The organism is Pseudomonas panipatensis, assembly GCF_900099785.1.
In the GTDB taxonomy this organism is placed as follows: domain Bacteria; phylum Pseudomonadota; class Gammaproteobacteria; order Pseudomonadales; family Pseudomonadaceae; genus Pseudomonas; species Pseudomonas panipatensis.
The window spans coordinates 227,780-244,756 of the sequence record NZ_FNDS01000009.1 but is presented as its reverse complement, the minus strand read 5'-3'; the positions used below and the strand labels follow the sequence as shown (position 1 = coordinate 244,756).

At 61.7% G+C, this 16,977-nt stretch carries 12 protein-coding genes and 2 pseudogenes; 3 read left to right on the top strand and 11 right to left on the bottom strand.

Annotation, left to right across the window (positions count from 1 at the left end; all coding sequences use genetic code 11):
• From BLQ74_RS21080 to BLQ74_RS21065, 4 genes are all read right to left on the bottom strand, one after another.
• Window positions 1–1,134: a saccharopine dehydrogenase family protein gene (locus BLQ74_RS21080; protein WP_090265962.1), complete on the bottom strand. Its 1,134-nt coding sequence runs from the start codon at window positions 1,132–1,134 to the stop codon at window positions 1–3.
• Between the two features lie 50 nt (window positions 1,135–1,184).
• Entirely contained in the window at window positions 1,185–2,468 is a 1,284-nt protein-coding gene (locus tag BLQ74_RS21075) for an acyl-CoA dehydrogenase family protein (RefSeq protein WP_090265960.1), read from the bottom strand.
• A gap of 405 nt (window positions 2,469–2,873) precedes the next feature.
• Window positions 2,874–3,734, bottom strand: a complete 861-nt coding sequence (locus tag BLQ74_RS21070; RefSeq protein WP_090265958.1) for a phytanoyl-CoA dioxygenase family protein — start codon at window positions 3,732–3,734, stop codon at window positions 2,874–2,876.
• Between the two features lie 209 nt (window positions 3,735–3,943).
• Window positions 3,944–4,993: an AraC family transcriptional regulator gene (locus tag BLQ74_RS21065; protein WP_090265956.1), complete on the bottom strand. Its 1,050-nt coding sequence runs from the start codon at window positions 4,991–4,993 to the stop codon at window positions 3,944–3,946.
• A 101-nt stretch (window positions 4,994–5,094) separates the two neighbouring features.
• On the opposite strand from BLQ74_RS21065, the gene BLQ74_RS21060 reads away from it, so the two are divergent.
• Window positions 5,095–6,279: an acetyl-CoA C-acyltransferase family protein gene (locus BLQ74_RS21060; protein ID WP_090265953.1), complete on the top strand. Its 1,185-nt coding sequence runs from the start codon at window positions 5,095–5,097 to the stop codon at window positions 6,277–6,279.
• Window positions 6,280–6,358: 79 nt separating this feature from the next.
• Complete coding sequence (locus BLQ74_RS21055) at window positions 6,359–6,952, top strand: TetR/AcrR family transcriptional regulator (RefSeq protein WP_090266034.1); 594 nt, start codon at window positions 6,359–6,361, stop codon at window positions 6,950–6,952.
• A 55-nt stretch (window positions 6,953–7,007) separates the two neighbouring features.
• Here the strand turns inward: BLQ74_RS21055 and BLQ74_RS28210 are convergent.
• From BLQ74_RS28210 to BLQ74_RS21030, 6 genes and pseudogenes are all read right to left on the bottom strand, one after another.
• Window positions 7,008–7,175: pseudogene (locus BLQ74_RS28210) on the bottom strand (methyl-accepting chemotaxis protein); the annotation flags it as partial.
• Between the two features lie 108 nt (window positions 7,176–7,283).
• Window positions 7,284–7,991, bottom strand: a pseudogene (locus BLQ74_RS21050) (PAS domain-containing protein); the annotation flags it as partial.
• A 185-nt stretch (window positions 7,992–8,176) separates the two neighbouring features.
• Complete coding sequence (locus tag BLQ74_RS21045; protein ID WP_090265950.1) at window positions 8,177–9,136, bottom strand: WD40/YVTN/BNR-like repeat-containing protein; 960 nt, start codon at window positions 9,134–9,136, stop codon at window positions 8,177–8,179.
• A 10-nt stretch (window positions 9,137–9,146) separates the two neighbouring features.
• Window positions 9,147–11,513, bottom strand: coding sequence for an efflux RND transporter permease subunit (locus tag BLQ74_RS21040; protein ID WP_090265948.1), 2,367 nt, complete (start codon window positions 11,511–11,513; stop codon window positions 9,147–9,149).
• A 50-nt stretch (window positions 11,514–11,563) separates the two neighbouring features.
• Entirely contained in the window at window positions 11,564–13,207 is a 1,644-nt protein-coding gene (locus tag BLQ74_RS21035; RefSeq protein WP_342028963.1) for a DUF1302 domain-containing protein, read from the bottom strand.
• A 23-nt stretch (window positions 13,208–13,230) separates the two neighbouring features.
• Entirely contained in the window at window positions 13,231–14,655 is a 1,425-nt protein-coding gene (locus BLQ74_RS21030) for a DUF1329 domain-containing protein (protein ID WP_090265941.1), read from the bottom strand.
• A gap of 451 nt (window positions 14,656–15,106) precedes the next feature.
• On the opposite strand from BLQ74_RS21030, the gene BLQ74_RS21025 reads away from it, so the two are divergent.
• Entirely contained in the window at window positions 15,107–15,724 is a 618-nt protein-coding gene (locus BLQ74_RS21025) for a TetR/AcrR family transcriptional regulator (protein ID WP_170842830.1), read from the top strand.
• 80 nt (window positions 15,725–15,804) lie between these two features.
• Here the strand turns inward: BLQ74_RS21025 and BLQ74_RS21020 are convergent, their stop codons facing one another.
• Window positions 15,805–16,875, bottom strand: a complete 1,071-nt coding sequence (locus BLQ74_RS21020; RefSeq protein ID WP_090265938.1) for a phosphotransferase family protein — start codon at window positions 16,873–16,875, stop codon at window positions 15,805–15,807.
• Window positions 16,876–16,977 lie beyond the last annotated feature (102 nt).

Here is a 16,977-nt window from a genome sequence, read left to right as displayed (position 1 = left end):
TCACAGCTGGGTGATGGTTGCGCGAGCCAGGCCACGCTGCTCAAGGAAGCCGAGCATGTAGCGGTGGCCGAAGGCCTTGGAGGACGAGGCGAAGCCCACCTTGGCAACGTCGTTGTCCAGCAGCTTGACCGCGGCCGCCGCGTGGAGCGCACCAGTGGCGATGTACGGGGTGATGCCGTGCACGGTGGCGCGCACCGCCGACAGCTGGCCGCGACCAATGGCGAAGTCCACGGTGCGCTGCAGGGTGCTGCGCTCGCGCGGCGGCATGCTCGGCGTAGTGGAGTCCACCAGGTTCTGGATTACCGCGTCCTGCTGCTCCTTCGGCAGGTGCTTGTACTCGGCTTCCCACTTCTGCCCCAGGGCGTGGACAGTCCTCATCACCGGGTTGTCGTAGAAGCCGACGCAGGACATGCAGCTGCGCACGCGTCCGTCGTTCTGGAAGTAGATCGGCAGCGAGGTGCCACCCCACGGTAGGCAGAACACCGACTCGAGCAGGCTGGGGCAAACGACGTTGAAGCTGGTATTGGGGGCGTACGGCACCAGCTCCTTCTCCCACAGGTAACCGCCCGGGTGGCGGAAGCCTTCGAAGATGGTAGCGGTGGAGCCCACGGTCACGCCGGCGGCGCCCACACGAGGACCACGGGTCAGGGTCGCGGTTTCCAGGGAATCAATGCCGGGGGTTTCCAGGGCCAGCTCGGCGGCAATCTCGGCAAAGGTGTACATGTAGGCAAGCGAGGGCGAAAGCAGCAGGCCGGCCTGGCGGTACAGCTCGCCGAACTGATCGCGCAGGGCGCGAATGTGCTCTTGCTCACCAGCCGGGTCCAGGTAGTGGCAGCCGGCCTTCAGGGCGGCCTCGGCGGTGGTCAGACCGAAGTTGACGAACGGGCCGACGGTGTTGCAGACCACTTTGGCGCCCTTGAATACCGCCGTCAGGGCTTCTACTTCGTGCGGACACTCGACGATCTCATAGGTGGCCGATTCCAGTCCCACGACGCGTTGCGCCATCATTTCCTGGGCACGCTTGGCGTTGCGCGCGACGGCAGTGAACGGAATCTTCTGGTCGATCAGCCAGTCCATGGTGAGCATGCCGGTGTAACCGCTCGCACCATAGACAACGACAGGATATTTGGCCATTTGGGGTATTCCTCGCTTTTGTTCTTGGATGGATCTGGCGGGTGGTCGAATCAGTTCTGGGTCCAGCCTTCGGCGTAGAGCTGCTGAGCAAGCAGCCCCAGGCGCATGGTCAGGATGCGGTTCTCGCCGTCTTCGATCAGGGCGGACTGGGTGTCGCGCAGCAGCTTCTCGATCGGGTACTCGAGGGTGGTGCCGTTGCCGCCGAAGAGGCGGAAGGCTTCCTGCACTACCGCAAGCGTCTCTTCGGTTACGGTGACCTTGGCAGAGGCCGTGGCGTAGGGATGGGTCTGCGGCGAGAGGCGAGCGAAGCTCAGTGAGCGACGGGCGACCGCGCGGGCCGTCTCAACGCGACGGAGCATTTCGCCCAGGCGCAGGCGGGTCATCTGGTGATCGATCAGCATCCGGCCACCCTGGCGACGCTCATGGCAGTACTGCAGCGCCAGCTCGAAGGCGGCCCGGGCGACACCAGTGAACACCTGGCTCATGTGGGTGCCTGCGTAGGACCAGGAGGAACTCACGGCACCGTAGTAGCCGTCCTTCTCGGCGATAGCAAAGCGCCGCGGGATACGCACGTCATCGAAGTAGATTTCGCCCTGGGGCAGCGAGCGCTGGCCAATTTTCGCCAGAGGCTTGCCCTTGGAGACGCCCTTGACGTCCAAGGGCACGATCACGGCGATGCCATTGGGCAGGCCATCGTCAGCGAAGAAACCGTCGCCATAGTCGGCGCACATCAGGCCGAAGGCGACCTGCGCCACCGCGCCATTGGAGACCCAGGCGGAGCTCTGGCCGTTGATGATGATCTCGTCGCCGACGACCTTGGCGGTCAGGTTGCCGATGTTGGCAGGCGTGCCTGCGGGCCAGTCGCGCTTGATATCCAGCAGCTGGTTGTCGCTGCCGCGATCCGGCTGGGTGGCAATCCAGCAACCGATACGCCCCTGGCACAGCTCGATCAGTTCGGCGTTACCGGCGGCGGCCGCCATCTGCAGCGGAAAGCCAGCACAGCCCAGAGAAACGCCCAGGCCGGCGTCGCCCCAGCCCAGCTCCTCGCCGATCAGCGACTCGATGCGCACCGCCATTTCCGGCGGAAGTTCGGCCAGCAGCGCCGGGTCGAGCCCGAGCTTGGCGAACTCACCAAATACCGAATAGAACGGCGATCCCGCGGCGATGACCTCCTCTGCGCTCATGCGGTCCAGCTCGCGCCCGATCGGCCGCAGGACATCCTTGGCGAAGCGATGTACCGAGGCCTGAATCGCGGCCTCCTCTTCCGCCAGCGGGGTCTCGAATCCGCTCAGGCCGACGGCAGGCAAGGTCAGGTTGGGCTTCAGGGAAATCATGGCGACACCTCCTCGAAAGGCACCTGACAGGTAGGCGCTTGGCGACCGGGCAGGCAGTAGAGGCGACCGGTGAACGCGAACGTCGGTGATCCGTTGCAAGACAGGGCGCAGGCAGTGAATACCCCTGCGCATCAGTCCGGCTGCGGGCCCTCAGACGCCCGTCCTCCTGGTCGGCCTGTTGTTGTTTGAGGTCAATCTAACAAGGACATTAATTTTACGCAACACTCGTTACGTAAATATTCGCCAGCACGAACGGCCGCTAGTCGAAGGGCATGGGCGGAGCGCATTCCGTTGCGACGGTCAGCAGATCAGGAACAGCCGGTGCATTTGGCTCATTCAGCCGGAATGTGGGCAGCAAAGGCGGAAGATCAGCGCCAGCCTGGCCCACTGGCGCCGAGCCTCAAATCAATCGTTGGCAAGCTCGCCGGGCAGCTCGCCCAGTTGCCACAAGCGGCCGCCCTGCAGCCCCCGGTGACGGAAGGAGTGAAACCCAGTCATCTGCCGCACGCGGACAGACATGTCCCGGGCAACCTCGGCCGGCACCCTGAACGGGTGGGCATCCAGCGGTACCAGGGGGGCGATGTTGAATAACGCCACGGCGAGACGTTGGCGGAAATTTCGGGTGTAGTTCGCGCCGACGCCATGGACGAGCTTGCCGCTGCAGAACAGGACCGAGCCGGCCGTCATCGGCACCGGAATCGTCATTCCCTGCTCGTAGGGTTCGCAAAAGTCCCATTCATGGCTGCCGGGAATCACACGAACGGCGCCCGAAATTGGACTCGAATCGCTCAGCGCGACGTACATGCTGCACGTCACCTCGGGACCGCTCGGCCCGCATGGTAGGAATACCGGGTAGTGGTAGAGACTGCGTCCCAGGGGCAAGGCTTCGTCACCCGGACGGCTGTCGAATGCCTCGCTGCGGCTCAGCCACATGCCTTCGCAGCCAGCGTCAAACAGCCCCAGTACCAATCCGTGCATGGTGTCGCCATCCAGAAAGGCATCCCGGAAGGTTTTGCTCAACGACACCAGATTCGCCGTACGGCCATCGCGACAGCCAATGTCGCAGGCACCCTCGCCAGGCCCTTGATCCGCCGTCATGGCCGCGTCGATTTCTGCATTGATGGCGGCGACCTGCACCTCGCTCAGCACCCGATCGAGGACCACAGCCCCATCCTGTTGAACGATATCGATCACGTCGTCCAACGACGTGTCGCACGGCACCGTCTGAAGTCTTTCCACGACGGTCGTTCCCACCGGGTGATCCATTGCTTCCTCCTCGCTCGCGGGCTGGTCTGAATACGGGGCCGACCTGGCAGCGATGCTGCGAGGACCAGGCGCGACGCAGGCTCGCAACCACAAGCGCACGCAGCGACTTCGTAGCCCCGCAAGGAATCTAGCAATCTGGATATTTTTTAACAACACACGTTATTTTAATTGTTGATAGCGTAACCGATGGCCAGTTCGGAAAGCGCGCGTCAACCCTTGTTGCCGCTACGCGCGGCCCGGTAGCGACCCGGGCTCATGCCGGTCCACTGCCGAAAGGCACGGTGAAAGGCACTGGGCTCCTGGAAGCCGCAACGAATGGCGATTTCCGTGATGCTCAAACCTGAATCGTCGAGGAACTCGAAGGCCAGCGCCTTGCGCACCTCGTGCTTAAGCAACTGGTAAGAGAATCCTTCGCGCTCAAGCTGGCGGCGAAAAGCGGACTCGCTCATGGACAGGCTGCGCGCCATGTCGCTCTGAGAAAGCCAGTCCCGTTCACTTCCGGCCTTCAGGCGCCGATAGACCTTGGCGGACAGGCCGGAGCGGTTGCGGAATCGCACCACCACCCCTTCCGGCGCATGCCGCAGGAACTGCTTGAGTCCGGCGAAATTGCGCACGACTGGCAGCGCGAGCCGGGAGGCGTCGAACTCCACCTCGGTGCGCTCGGCATCGAACTCTATCCAGTGCCCCCAGAGCAATGGATCGGCGCCGTGTGGCGGGCGCGAATGGCCGAACTGGGTCCGCTCCGGATTGATCTGCCTACCTACCAGCCAACAGGCCACGCCCATCACCATGCTGAGATAGACCTCCTCGGCGACACCCCGGATGGCCGGCTCGTCAATACGGTTTTCCAGCACTATTACCGCGCGATTGCCGCGCGTTTCCAGGCATGCGCGGATGTCCGCAAGGAACAGGTTGAACCCCGCCAGGCACTGAGTCAGCGCGCGCCCCAGATTGGGCTCGTGGAGCACGCTCCGGCAGATAATGGCAAAGGCGCCACGCGGCAAGCCGCGCGAATCGAACGCAAAAAACTCGTCGCCCAGCTCCTCTGTAAGCGACAGCCATAGACGAGTGACCGCATCGGCGGGCACACGCTGCAAAGGGTCGAACAGCCCCTGCGGATCGATGCCCGCCTCATCCAGCAGTTCGTTCACCCGTTGCGGACGATCAGCCAGGCGGTGCAGCGCAGCCTTCACGAAGTACGCGGCAACCGAATCACTCTGGCGTAGCACGCCCATATCGGCATCCCCGTTATTGATCATGGGCAATGTCCAAATTCGTCAGTGACGGCTGCGCAATTCTGGCATAGGAGGTTGCCAATGTGCCCCCTAGACTCCCCGCCATACAGCGAGGAGCAATACCCATGCACAAACCTGAAGTCTTTGTCGTTAGTGCGGTTCGCACCGCTATTGGCACTTTCGGCGGCACCCTGAAAGACACACCGCCGGCGCAGCTGGCCACGCTGGTCACTCAGGCCGCACTGTCGCGCGCCAACTGTGATCCGCAGCGGGTAGAACACGTGGTGTTCGGCCACGTCATTCCTACTACGCCCAAGGACGCCTACATTAGCCGCGTCGCAGCGCTGCAGGCCGGCATTCCCAAGGAGGCCCCGGCATTCACCGTCAACCGTCTGTGCGGCTCGGGCCTGCAGGCCATTGTCAGTGCCGCCCAGGGCTTGCTGCTGGACGATTCGCGCATCGCCATTGCAGGCGGCGCCGAGTGCATGAGCCAGGCGGGCTATCTGGTACCTAGCGCACGCTGGGGCGCGCGCATGGGCGATGTGAAGATGCTCGACTACATGCTTGGTGCGCTGCAGGACCCACTGCACGGCATCCACATGGGCATCACCGCCGAGAACGTTGCCAAGCTGCATGGCATCAACCGCGAGGACCAGGACGCCCTGGCCCTGTTGAGCCAGCAGCGCGCGGCGCGTGCCATCGCCGAAGGGCGCTTCGCCGACCAGATCGTCCCGGTGCAGATCCAGACGCGCAAAGGCGTTACGCAGTTCGCGATAGATGAGCACGTCCGCGCCGATGCGAACCTCGAGCAACTCGCGAAGATGAAGCCCGCCTTCATCGAGGGTGGCTCGGTCACCGCCGGCAACGCCTCGGGGCTGAACGACGGCGCCGGCGCTCTGCTGCTGGCCAGCGGCGATGCCGTGAAACGCGATGGCCTGCAACCCATGGCACGGATCGTCGCCTACGCCCATGCAGGCGTGGAGCCAACCGTCATGGGCCTTGGCCCCATCCCCGCCACCCGCCTGGCGCTGCAGCGTGCCGGTCTGAGCGTGAATGACCTTGACGTCATCGAGTCCAACGAAGCCTTCGCGGCGCAGGCCTGCGCCGTCTCGCGCGAACTGGGCTTCGATCCGGAGAAGGTCAATCCGAACGGCTCCGGCATTTCCCTGGGTCACCCGATCGGCGCTTCCGGCGCCATCATCGCGATCAAGGCGATCCACGAACTGCACCGTATCAAGGGCCGTTATGCACTGGCCACCATGTGCATCGGTGGCGGACAGGGCATCGCCGTCATTTTCGAGCGCGCCTGACCGGGTCCGGCGCCTGCGAAATCGCATGCCCCCGCAGCGGATCGCGCTGCGGGTCTGCCTCAACGCACAGGTTCGCATCATGAACACAGCCAAGTGCATCTCGAGTATCCCCACCTCATCCTCTGCCGGGTCGCGCTTCGCCCGCAATCGCCCCAAGGCTCTCGAACTCTTTGCCCAGCGCGGCTTCGCCCAGGTCAGTCTGCGCGAGCTGGCCCGGCACCTGGAACTGACCGCCGGCTCGCTTTACAGCCATTGCGCCAGCAAGGAGGAGCTTCTGCTGGAGTTCATCGAGGAGCACTACCTGGCCCTGTTGTCGCTGTTCGATCGACGCTATCGTCGAGAGTGCCCCAGAGCGACCTTGCAAGCCGTCATCCAGGGGCTGGTTTTTCGGTATACGGCGCATCCACAGCACTTCCAGTTGGCCACTCGCGACATCGTCTTCCTGAGCGCCGAGCAACGGCAGTACATCGACCTTCTTCGCGAGCAGCTGCGACAAAGACTGGATGCCTCGCTCGGCGCAGCGGGTTTCGCCCATCCTGTGCCAGCCGAAATACCGATCCTCGAGCTCTTCGAGCACCTGCCCCTCTGGCTAGCCAGTCATGCAATGAACGAGGAACAACGCGTAGAGCGACTCATGCAGCTTTTGACGGCACCACTGAGCCGCGGCACTTAAGCTGCGAAGTGACTGCAACACTCCCGGTAGCTGGCGATCACCCTGCCTGGGACGACAGCATTTCCTGGATTCGTTGGGTGGCATCGCGGGTTCTACCTGCGAGCTTCTTTACCTCGTCGGCCACCACGGAAAAACCTCTGCCGGCCTCCCCTGCCCGCGCCGCCTCGATAGCGGCATTGAGCGCCAGCATATTCGTCTGGTCGGCAATACCTTTGATCACTGCCACCACCTGGGCGATCTGCTCGTAGGTCGATTGGAAGCCAGCAAGCTCCCGGGCGTGAAGGGTGGCTACGAGTTTTTCGTCCGTGATATCGCGGACAGCCCCTAGCAGACAGCAGAGTTTTCCGCCGGCATCTTTCATACCCACTCCCCTTTCACGGAACCAGGTCTCGCCCTTGGACTTGTGGCTCATCCGGTACTCGACAACGTAGGGAAAACTGAAGTCATCGGCCTGGACATAATCCGTCACCACCCTTACTACCTGCTCTAGATCCGCTGGGTTGACGATGGCGAAGTAGCTATCCCAGGTGCCTGGAAGCTCCTGTTCCGAGTAACCGATAAGGTCGCGGAATTGTTTCGTCCAACGCAGTTGATTGGCCGGACTCTCTAGATCGCCGTCGACGACCGTCAGCTCCCAACAGCCTTCAGTGAGGATCTGCTGGGTAAGTTCCCACACCTGCTCCCTGCCCCGCTGGAGGACCAGCTGAGCCTCCGTTTCGGAGAGCCGGATGGCGCTGCGCTCTGATTGGCGTCGATACGTCAGTACTTCGGCCTGGGTCGCCCGAAGACAGATCTCGAGTTCCCTGAAACGTTGTCGTTCGGCGTCGCTTGTCGCCGGGTCTCGAGAAGAGCATTTGTGTGCGTCTAGCCGTCTTGCCAGTGCATCGAGGCTCCGGCTCAAGGCGGGATAACGCTTGATGATTTGGCTATTGAAATCTTCTGCAGCTTGATCACTGAGAAGCGCTTGAATACGGGTACTAACCTGGCAAGCAAGTTCATCTAGCTTCCGTCTAAACAACTTACCCCTCCACTCCACCATTCTTGCCCGATAGAGCACCTGATACCTGGTCTGCCAAACGCCGCTCCGCTCTCATCGACTTCAAAAAGAAGGGGCCGAGCAATGAAGCCCCTTAAAAGAGTGGACACATGCAGGAGCCAGGCCTGGGTCGGCAAATCCACCCCAGGACTCACGGACGCGGCTTTTCGGCGCCGCGAGACCTCCCTCTAGGGGACAGGCACTATGCCGCGCTGAGAAAACAGCACAGGCTTTCCAGCACCATCAAGCAGGGCCGCGGTAAACGGCGTACTTTCTGGAACCCGCTGTTCCTGTAGGTTCTGTCCTCCATTGCTGCTGCGCACCATCAGGCCATCCAGTCCCGCCACCAGCACCTGCTGGTCGGACACAGCGATCGCAGTGATCGACCCCTTGCTTTGCAGTGGTATCCGTTGCCAGCCCTGCCCATTGGAGAGCCCACGCATCAGAGTGCCGCGCTGACCTCCGACCAGAAGGCTGCCATCGCTCAACACGGCGCCCGACCAAAGCGTGCCGCTGTAGCCGGTGTCGATGTAACTCCAAGTCTTGCCACGGTCTCCCGAACGCAGTAGCTGCCCGTGTTCGGCTGTGGCATAGACGGTACCCTGCCCATCACTGAACAATCCCATCAGGTTCAAGTCGGCCCGCTTCGATCCAGGCGGAGGATCAAGCTTCTGTTCGCTCCAACTCTTGCCACCATCATCGGTGGTCAGCACCAGCGACCACAGCCCAACGGCAACCCCTTGCTGAGCATTGAAGAAGTGCACAGCGAATAGCGGGCGGTCCACGTCAGTTGCTATCCGTTGCAGTTGCCACGACTCTCCCCCGTCGGTGGTGCTGAGGATCGCGCCCCAATGCCCGACCGCCCAGCCTTGCCGAGCATCAACGAACGACACACCTGTGAGCGGAGTGGACAGGGGGACCGAACGGGCCTGGCGAAAATGCTGTCCATGATCGTCGGACAGCAGCACCACACCATGGTCGCCCACAGCAACCAAGCGACTCTGTGCCCAGGTCGCATTGAGCATGGCGGCGGCAGCCGCATTGCTCGCGACGACAGCAGGAACAGGTTGCAAGGTTGCGGCCTGGGGAGCGGATACCGGTAGCAACGCCGCGAACAGGGCACCGATGAATGCAAACTCGTAACGCATCAACTTCTCCTCAGTGCACCAGCGCGCCAACCATGCGTACCGGGCGCTTGCGCGGGAACACCCGCTCGAGCCAGACAGCGAATGCCGGCAGTACGGTCATGGCCATGACCATATTGACGATGAACATGAACGCCAGCAGCTTGCCCATATCGGCCTGGAACTTGAGCTGCGAGAAGGACCAGGTGGCGACGCCCACGGCCAGGGTAATGGCGGTGAAGATGGTCGCCACGCCTACCTCGAGCAGCGCATGCTCAACCGCCTTGACGATTGGCTGGCCACTGGCCTGGTGCATCTGCAGGCGGTTGTAGATATAGAACGCGTAGTCCACGCCTATCCCCACCGCCAACACCATCACCGGCAGGGTCGCGATGGTCAGGCCGATCTGCAGCTCCTTCATGAACCAATAGCCGATGAAGGTACCGATGGTCAGCGGCAGACAGCACACCAGCACCGCCCGCAGGTCGCGATAGACGGCCAGGACCAGCAATGCGATGGCGGCATAGACGTAGAGCAGCATCGGTGTCTCGCTCTTCTCGACCTCCTCGTTGATCGCCGCGAGCAGGCCCGCATTGCCCGATGCCAGACGTATCGTGATGCCTGGCAGCGGGAATTGAGCGCGGAACGCTTTGGCAGCCTCTACCACGCGATTGATCGTGGTGGCCTTGTGGTCGGCCAGGAACAGGTGCACTGCGGTCATGCTGCAGTCGGAGCGCATCAGTCCGGCGACACGGGCGATCTCGGTCGCCATCGACGAGTAGTTGGCCGGATCGATGGGCACCGCATTCATTTTCGGATTGCCCTCGTTATAGCCCTCGTTGAACTGGCGCATGCTATTGGAGAAAGACGCCACTGAAAGCACCCCTGGGACGTCCTGCATCGCCCAGACGAAGCGATCCTGATACTGCCCAAGGGCGATGTCCTCGCAGGCCGTCGAACCACTCCCCTCGCTCGGTTTGTCCTCGAATACCACCGAGAACCAGTCGAGGCCGATATCGTAGTTGGAGGCTATAGATACCGCGTCGCGATTGAAGCGTGCATCGGCGCGAAGTTCCGGTGCACCCGCTTGCAAGGTTCCAACAACGCGATCATGGCTCTGCCAGACGGCTGTCGCGAAAACCACCACGGCAGTGCAGAGCACCCACCTGGCATTGCGCCATTCAGCCAGCCGGGCCAGGCCATGCAGCCAACGCGCACGGCGTTCGCGGGAGAGCTCCTCGGCGGTGGCATATGCACTCTCAACGCGCAGCATCGATGCCACCAGCGGCAACATCACCAGGTTGGTGACGATCTTGTAGCCGACACCAAGCGAGGCAGTGATAGCCAGCTCACGCACCATGGGAATGGGGATCAGCAGCAACGTGACGAAGGAGACGAGAGCCGTCACCAGCGCCAGCGTCCCTGGGATCAGCAAGCCGCTGAAGCTGGAACGCGCCGCCTCGTCGGCAGTCTTGCCGCAGGCGATCTCGCGCACGATGAAGTTGATCTGCTGTACACCGTGGGAAACGCCAATGGCGAACACCAGGAACGGCACCAGCACTGCCAGCGGGTCCAGGCCATAGCCCAGTAGGCGCAGGCTGCCAAATTGCCAGACCAGCGAAGTCAGCGAGCAGCCCAGTGCAAGGAGGGTGAAGCGCACGGAATGGCAGTACCAGTAGACCGCTGCAGCGGTCAGCAGCAGCGCCAACAGACAGAACTCCAGCACCGAAGAAGCGCCCTTGGCAATGTCGCCGATCTGTTTGGCGAAGCCAATGATCTGGATCTCGTAATCACCGTCTTCGAACTTCTCGCGCAGCTGCTTTTCCAGCACGTCGTTGTAGGCCACGTAGTCAAGGCGCGCGCCCTTGGCGTCGTACTCTTCGAGATCGGCGGTGATCATCGCGCTGCTCTGGTCGCGCGAGACCAGGGTGCCGATGAAACCACCCTGGGTAGTCGAGTTGGCAATCTTGCCGATGATCGCGTCATCCAGCCTCTCGGGGGTGACCGTGCCCGGTATCAGCGGATCGGCACGGAAACCCTCCTCGGTGATCTCGTTGACGAAGGCGTTCGGCGTCCACAACGAACGCACGCTGCTGCGTGAGACGTTCGGCAGGAAGTTCACTGCCTGGGTCACGTCGTACAACCGCTGCAGACCAGCCTTGCTCCAGATCTGTCCCTTGCGCGACTTCACCACCACGGTCAGGCGGTTGGCTCCCAGAAGGTCGTTTCGATAGGTCTTGAATGTCTCGATGTACTCGTGACCAATCGGCAACTGCTTCTCGAACCCGGCGTCCATGCGCAATTGCACGGCAAACCACCCCATGACCAGGGTGAACACTGCCAGGCATGCCAGCACCAGCCGGCGATGCCCGAACAGCGCATTTTCAATGCGCGGGAGCATACGGCGCTCCCGCTTTACAGACTTGTCTACAGATGCGTTCACAACGGGCCTCACAGGGTGCGCGATACGACTACGCCGACGTAATCGCGGTCGCCCAGCATCTGGTCATAGGGAGTCGCGCCGCCCATGAACTTCGCGTAGTTGAACGACACTTGCCAACTGGCCGGGTTGCGCACGAAGTTCAGGTACAGGTTCATGGTGCTGGCGCCGTCGGTCCAGGTTTGCGAGAGGTTCGGCGTACGTCCGCCAAGACCGCGCGAATAGAAGACTCCGGGGGTGACCTGCCAGCCCGCCAGCAGGGTGTTTTCGTAGGTCAGGCTGTAGTCCAGGCTGATGCCGGACGAGGTCTTGTCGCCCTTGGAGGTCGGCAGCGTATTCGGGTCCTTGATCCAGCTATAGGAAGCCGGCGCGGTGGGCTCACCATCGTACTCATCATTCAGGCCCGGGTAGTGCACCACCACCAGTTCGCTCACCAGGGTGCCGGTGCTGGCGCCAGTGAATTCAAGCCAACGGGGCGAGTTCTGTGGCGTCTGACTGTACAAGCCTGTCAGGTGCCACTGAAACTTCTTCTCGTCCTTCCAGCATTTGCCGCCAGTGCCCTGGCAGTAGTCGACGTTCGGGTTGAGCGTGACAGCGTCTTTCGGTCGGTAGGACAGCTCGGTGCCAACGGCCCAGTCGCCAACCGGCATGTTGGCACTGATGCCGTACATCATGCGGTCTTCCGGGTATTGCCATTCCTGAAGTGCGGCACCGGTGTTCGGATCGAACTGAATGCTGAAGGCCGGCAGCTTGTCGTGATAGCGCATCACGTACGCGCCGAGGTTGAGATCGCTGTCTCGCGGCTGCCAGTGCACAGCCAGGCCCCATTGGCCACTGTTCCGAGCGTTCTTGCTGTGCACGCCATAGGCCTGCATGCCGTCGCCCAGCGAGTTGGTGGTAGACCAGTAGCTTCCCACCGGAGGCACTTCGCTCTTGTTCCAGTCGAACTGGTAGTAGGTTTCAACGTTTACGCCACTTCCCAAGCCTGAGGCGAGGCTGAGCATGGGCGCCGGCAGTACGGCTTCCTTAAGCTGAGTGCCGGGGCGCATCAGGGCAGAGATGTCGTAGGCGTTGGTGTTGTTGATGCCACCCAGGGTGAAGATGCTCTCGCCCCAGTTGATTACCTGGTTACCCAGACGAGCGCGGACGCGCTGGTCGCCGACATCGAAGCTCTTGCTTACCCATAGGTCGAGCAGACGCGCCTTGAAGCGCAGGTCGTCGTGGGCGTTGTCGGTGAGACCGTTCTTGTGAACGTCAGGCGGCGAACCATAGCTCAGGGCACCTGTGGTGTCGGTAGCGGCGAAATCGCGAATCCAGCTACCGCGCGCCATGAAGCTGTAATCGTCAGGAAGCTTCAGCAGCAGTTCATGAGTGCCCTTGATGTAGTTGGTGAACAAATCGCCTTTGTCGTAGTTCAGGTCTCCCTGGTCACCGAAGGCCGCGACCGGCGACTGGCAGCCACTGGGCGGATGATGCCCGGTGGCGCCAGCGGTGATCAGGTGACAGTCCTGCGACTGGGTACGAACGGCCATTCCCGCCGCGATGGTGGAGTCGAAGGATCCGTGGATGTTTTCCGTTTCGAAGGTGAATGCCATTGCCAGCGGAGCGCTGCACGCAAGGGCCAGCCCTGATGCTTGTGTGATTATTTTTTTCATGTTGGCTCTCGATCGACTGCTGGTTAGCGCTCGCTGATCGCGCGCAGGTTGTCGGAGGTGTAGAAGTCAGGCTTCAGGCGCGGATTTCCAGCGCTCTCAGTCAGCCAGCGGTGGTCGTCCTTGCCGGCGCCGATGGAGGTCATGTCGTAGGCGTAACGGCCATCGATCATGTTGAATTGCACGGAGGCTTCCATATCGCAGCTGCCAGTCTCGTAGACCGGAATGGTGAAGCCCTCGCGAACCTTCCAGATCTGCCCCTGCTTGTCGTAGTCGACCGCCATCAGACCGTTCCAACTGTCTTCATCGACGTAGAACAGCCGCTTCGGCTCCTGGTGGCGCATGCCTTCACGGACAGTGGCCTCGACGACCCAAACGCGATGCAGTTCGTAGCGACGATATTCGGGCGCAATGAAGTCGCGCTTGGCTACGTCCTCGAGTTTCGCCGAGGTGTCATAAGCACCGAATGCGTTGTAGGGCACCAGCATTTCCTTCTTGCCCAGCAGCTTCCAGTCAAAGCGGTCCAGCGGGCCGTAGAAGATGTTGGTCTCATCGACGGTGTACTGATTGTCGAGGCCGATCTGAGGTGCGTCGTAGGAGTACGACGGCATGCGGCGGACTCGGCGCTGCCCCGGGAAGTAGTAGTACGTGGTCGCTTCCTCGCCGGCCTTGCTGATGGATACCGCAGCCTGCCCGGCAAACGACGCCGGCTCGTTGTAAGAGAAGAACGTACCCACTTCCACACGATCTGCCGCGGAGAATGGAGAGCTACCTTTGCCGCCCCACGGGGTGAACATGAACATGTCGAGGGAAGTGTGCAGCCAGTCGTTACTGCCCCGACGCGGCGAGATGCCGGCCGTATCCTTGGGCATGGAGAACCCGACGCCGCGATAGCGCATCTTCATGTTCCACATGACTTCGGCGCCGGTAGTCGGCATGGGGAACGGCACGCCCGGCAGGCTGGCTTCCTGCAGGACCAGTCCGGAACCATCCAGCGTGGCGGTGCCTACGTTCTTGCGCGTGTTCTGGGCCACGAAGTCCGGGACGCCGCAGCTGCGGCGGGTTGGGTAAACATCCATGCGGTAACCCGGAATCTTCTTGAACAGCTCCAGCTGCCCAGGGGAAAGCTTGCTCTCGTACTGCGAGACATTGCTGGCAGTGATGCTGTACAGCGGCTTGTCGCCCTTGAACTTCCAATGCTGGCCGCGCACCTGGCCGTAGCTCCAGTCGCCCCCCTGCGGACCGGGCGGCGTCCAGGCGGGAATGCTGCCATCAGCGTTGGCCGCAACTTCACCGCCCAAAGGGGTCAGTTTGGTACCCAGCAATGCGGCGTCCTTTTCCGCAGCGTGAACCGAACAGATGGCAGCCGATGCCACCACGGCCGCGATCAGATTTCTGATTCCATTGCCACTGGATTCACCGGCGGATGGACGCTCAATCACTTCTTTCATCGGAAGTTCCTCATGGGCCTCAACCGGTGGCTAGCTCTACCCGAGGGGAACTTCGGACTGCGGCACGCCACCTAATCAAATGACCTGATCAATTGACCAAGTCATTTGATCAAAGCAAGGCACATGCCATTTTACAGAACACTTGTTATCTCCTTTATTTTCAACTATTTGCGGATTTACATAGCTGAGCGTGTCGCTACTTCCTCACCCGAATTGCACCAACAGGCAGCACGTGCGTGCACCAACATGAGAATTTACGGAACACATGTTACCGAAATAATCACTAACAGTTTCAACTTCGTGCGCACCGCGCGAAGGGCGCTTCTGTGATCAGTCCCTGGTGCCCTCCTTTGCCGAATGACGACGCCAATGAGCATGAGGTAGCATCCGCCAGCGTTGACGCGCAGGATCACGTCGAACGCGGGGCTGACATCAAGGAGACAGCTTGGCTATGGCCAGAGTGGGCGCGGAACTGCGCAGACAGGATTTCGTCGAAGCCACCATCAAAGTGATCGCAGAGCATGGGGTCGCCAATGCGACTACCCGGCGCATCGCTACGGCTGCGGGTTGCCCCCTGGCCTCGCTCCACTACCTGTTTCATACCAAGGAAGACCTGTTCTACGCAGTCTTCGAAACGCTCTTCACCCTGCCCCAGCAAGCCCTGGAGAACGTGCCGGCCGGTACCACGGTGGTGGAGACATCGACAGGCCTGCTGCGCCATCTAATTCACTGGTTCATCACCCACCCCAATGCCGCCGTGGCCCAGTACGACCTCTTCAACTGGGCCAATCGCAACGCCCCCGAGATGGCGGCAAAGATCTACGCCGAAGCCATCGAAGCGGCGAAACAAGCCATAGAACGTTCCGTTGGCGTTCAGCTCGACGAGGCCTCTCTTGGCGTCATCAGCCGCCTGCTAGTCCAATTGGTCGATGGCCTGGTTATCGCCTGGAGCGCCCATCGAGACGATGCGCGTCTACGAATCGAAACCGAGACAGCCTGCGAAGCACTGGCCATGCTCGTTACGAGCCAGCTCACACACCAAGCTGCCCTGCTGCGTGCCACCAACTAGCCAACCTCGTCGACACTGATCGAGCCTGAAGACGACGAAGGGACCTACGGGTCCCCGTCGTGCTCCTACTGCCTACGCAGTCAGAGAGATGAACGCTCGATGACCTGCAGGCTCGCCTGCTCCAACAACCGGTTCATCTGGATGAACTGGGCGAAGCGCTTGTCCTGGGTCTGGCCGTGGAAGAAGCGGTAGTAGATCTGCTGCACGATGCCGGCCAGGCGGAACAGGCCGTAGGTGTAGTAGAAGTCGAGGTTGTCGATCGGCGGCAGGCCGGCGCGCTCGGCGTAGTAGTCGGCGAACTGCTGGCGGGTCAGCATGCCCGGCAGGTGGCTGGGCTGGCGGCGGATCAGATGCATGGGATCGGGATCATCGTCCTGGACCCAGTAGGCCAGGGTGTTGCCCAGGTCCATCAGCGGGTCGCCGATGGTGGTCAGTTCCCAGTCCAGCACGCCGATGATGCGCATCGGGTCGTTCGGGTCGAGGATGACGTTGTCGAAGCGGTAGTCGTTGTGGACGATACCCGGCTTGTGGTGGTCGGCCGGCATCTTCTCGCGCAGCCAGGCCTTGACCGGCGCCCAGCTCGGCGCGTCGGAGGTGATGGCCTTCTCGTAACGGTCGATCCAACCTTCAATTTGGCGTCTCACATAACCGTCAGCTTTGCCCAGATCAGCCAGCCCGCAGGCGGCGTAATCGACGTTGTGCAGTTCCACCAGGCGGTCGACAAAGTTCCTGCACAGCTGATTGGTCTGTTGCTCGTCGAGCTTAAACTCCGGCGGCAGGTCGGCGCGCAGGATGATGCCCTTGACCCGCTCCATGACGTAGAACTCGGCGCCGATCACCGACTCATCGGTGCAGTGCACGTAGGCCTTCGGGCAGTAGGGGAAGCCGGAATTGAGCCGATTGAGGATCCGATATTCGCGGCCCATGTCGTGTGCCGACTTGGCCTTGTGGCCGAACGGCGGTCGACGCAACACTAGCTCGTGACTGAAGTATTCCAACAGGTAGGTCAGGTTCGAGGCGCCACCGGGGAACTGGCTGATGCGCGGAGTACCGGCGAGCCCCGGAATGTGTGCCTTTAGGTACGGGTCGATCAGAACTACCTCCAGCTCCTCGCCCTCGCGGACGCCCATCGTTTGATCTGTCAGCGACATGGTTTTCCCCCTTCTGTTCATGGTTGTGGTGGTAAGCCGATTACCTGCCTGCTTCCCTCGCCAGACTGCACAAAATCTGGCGAAGGGGCTCTGAATACCCCG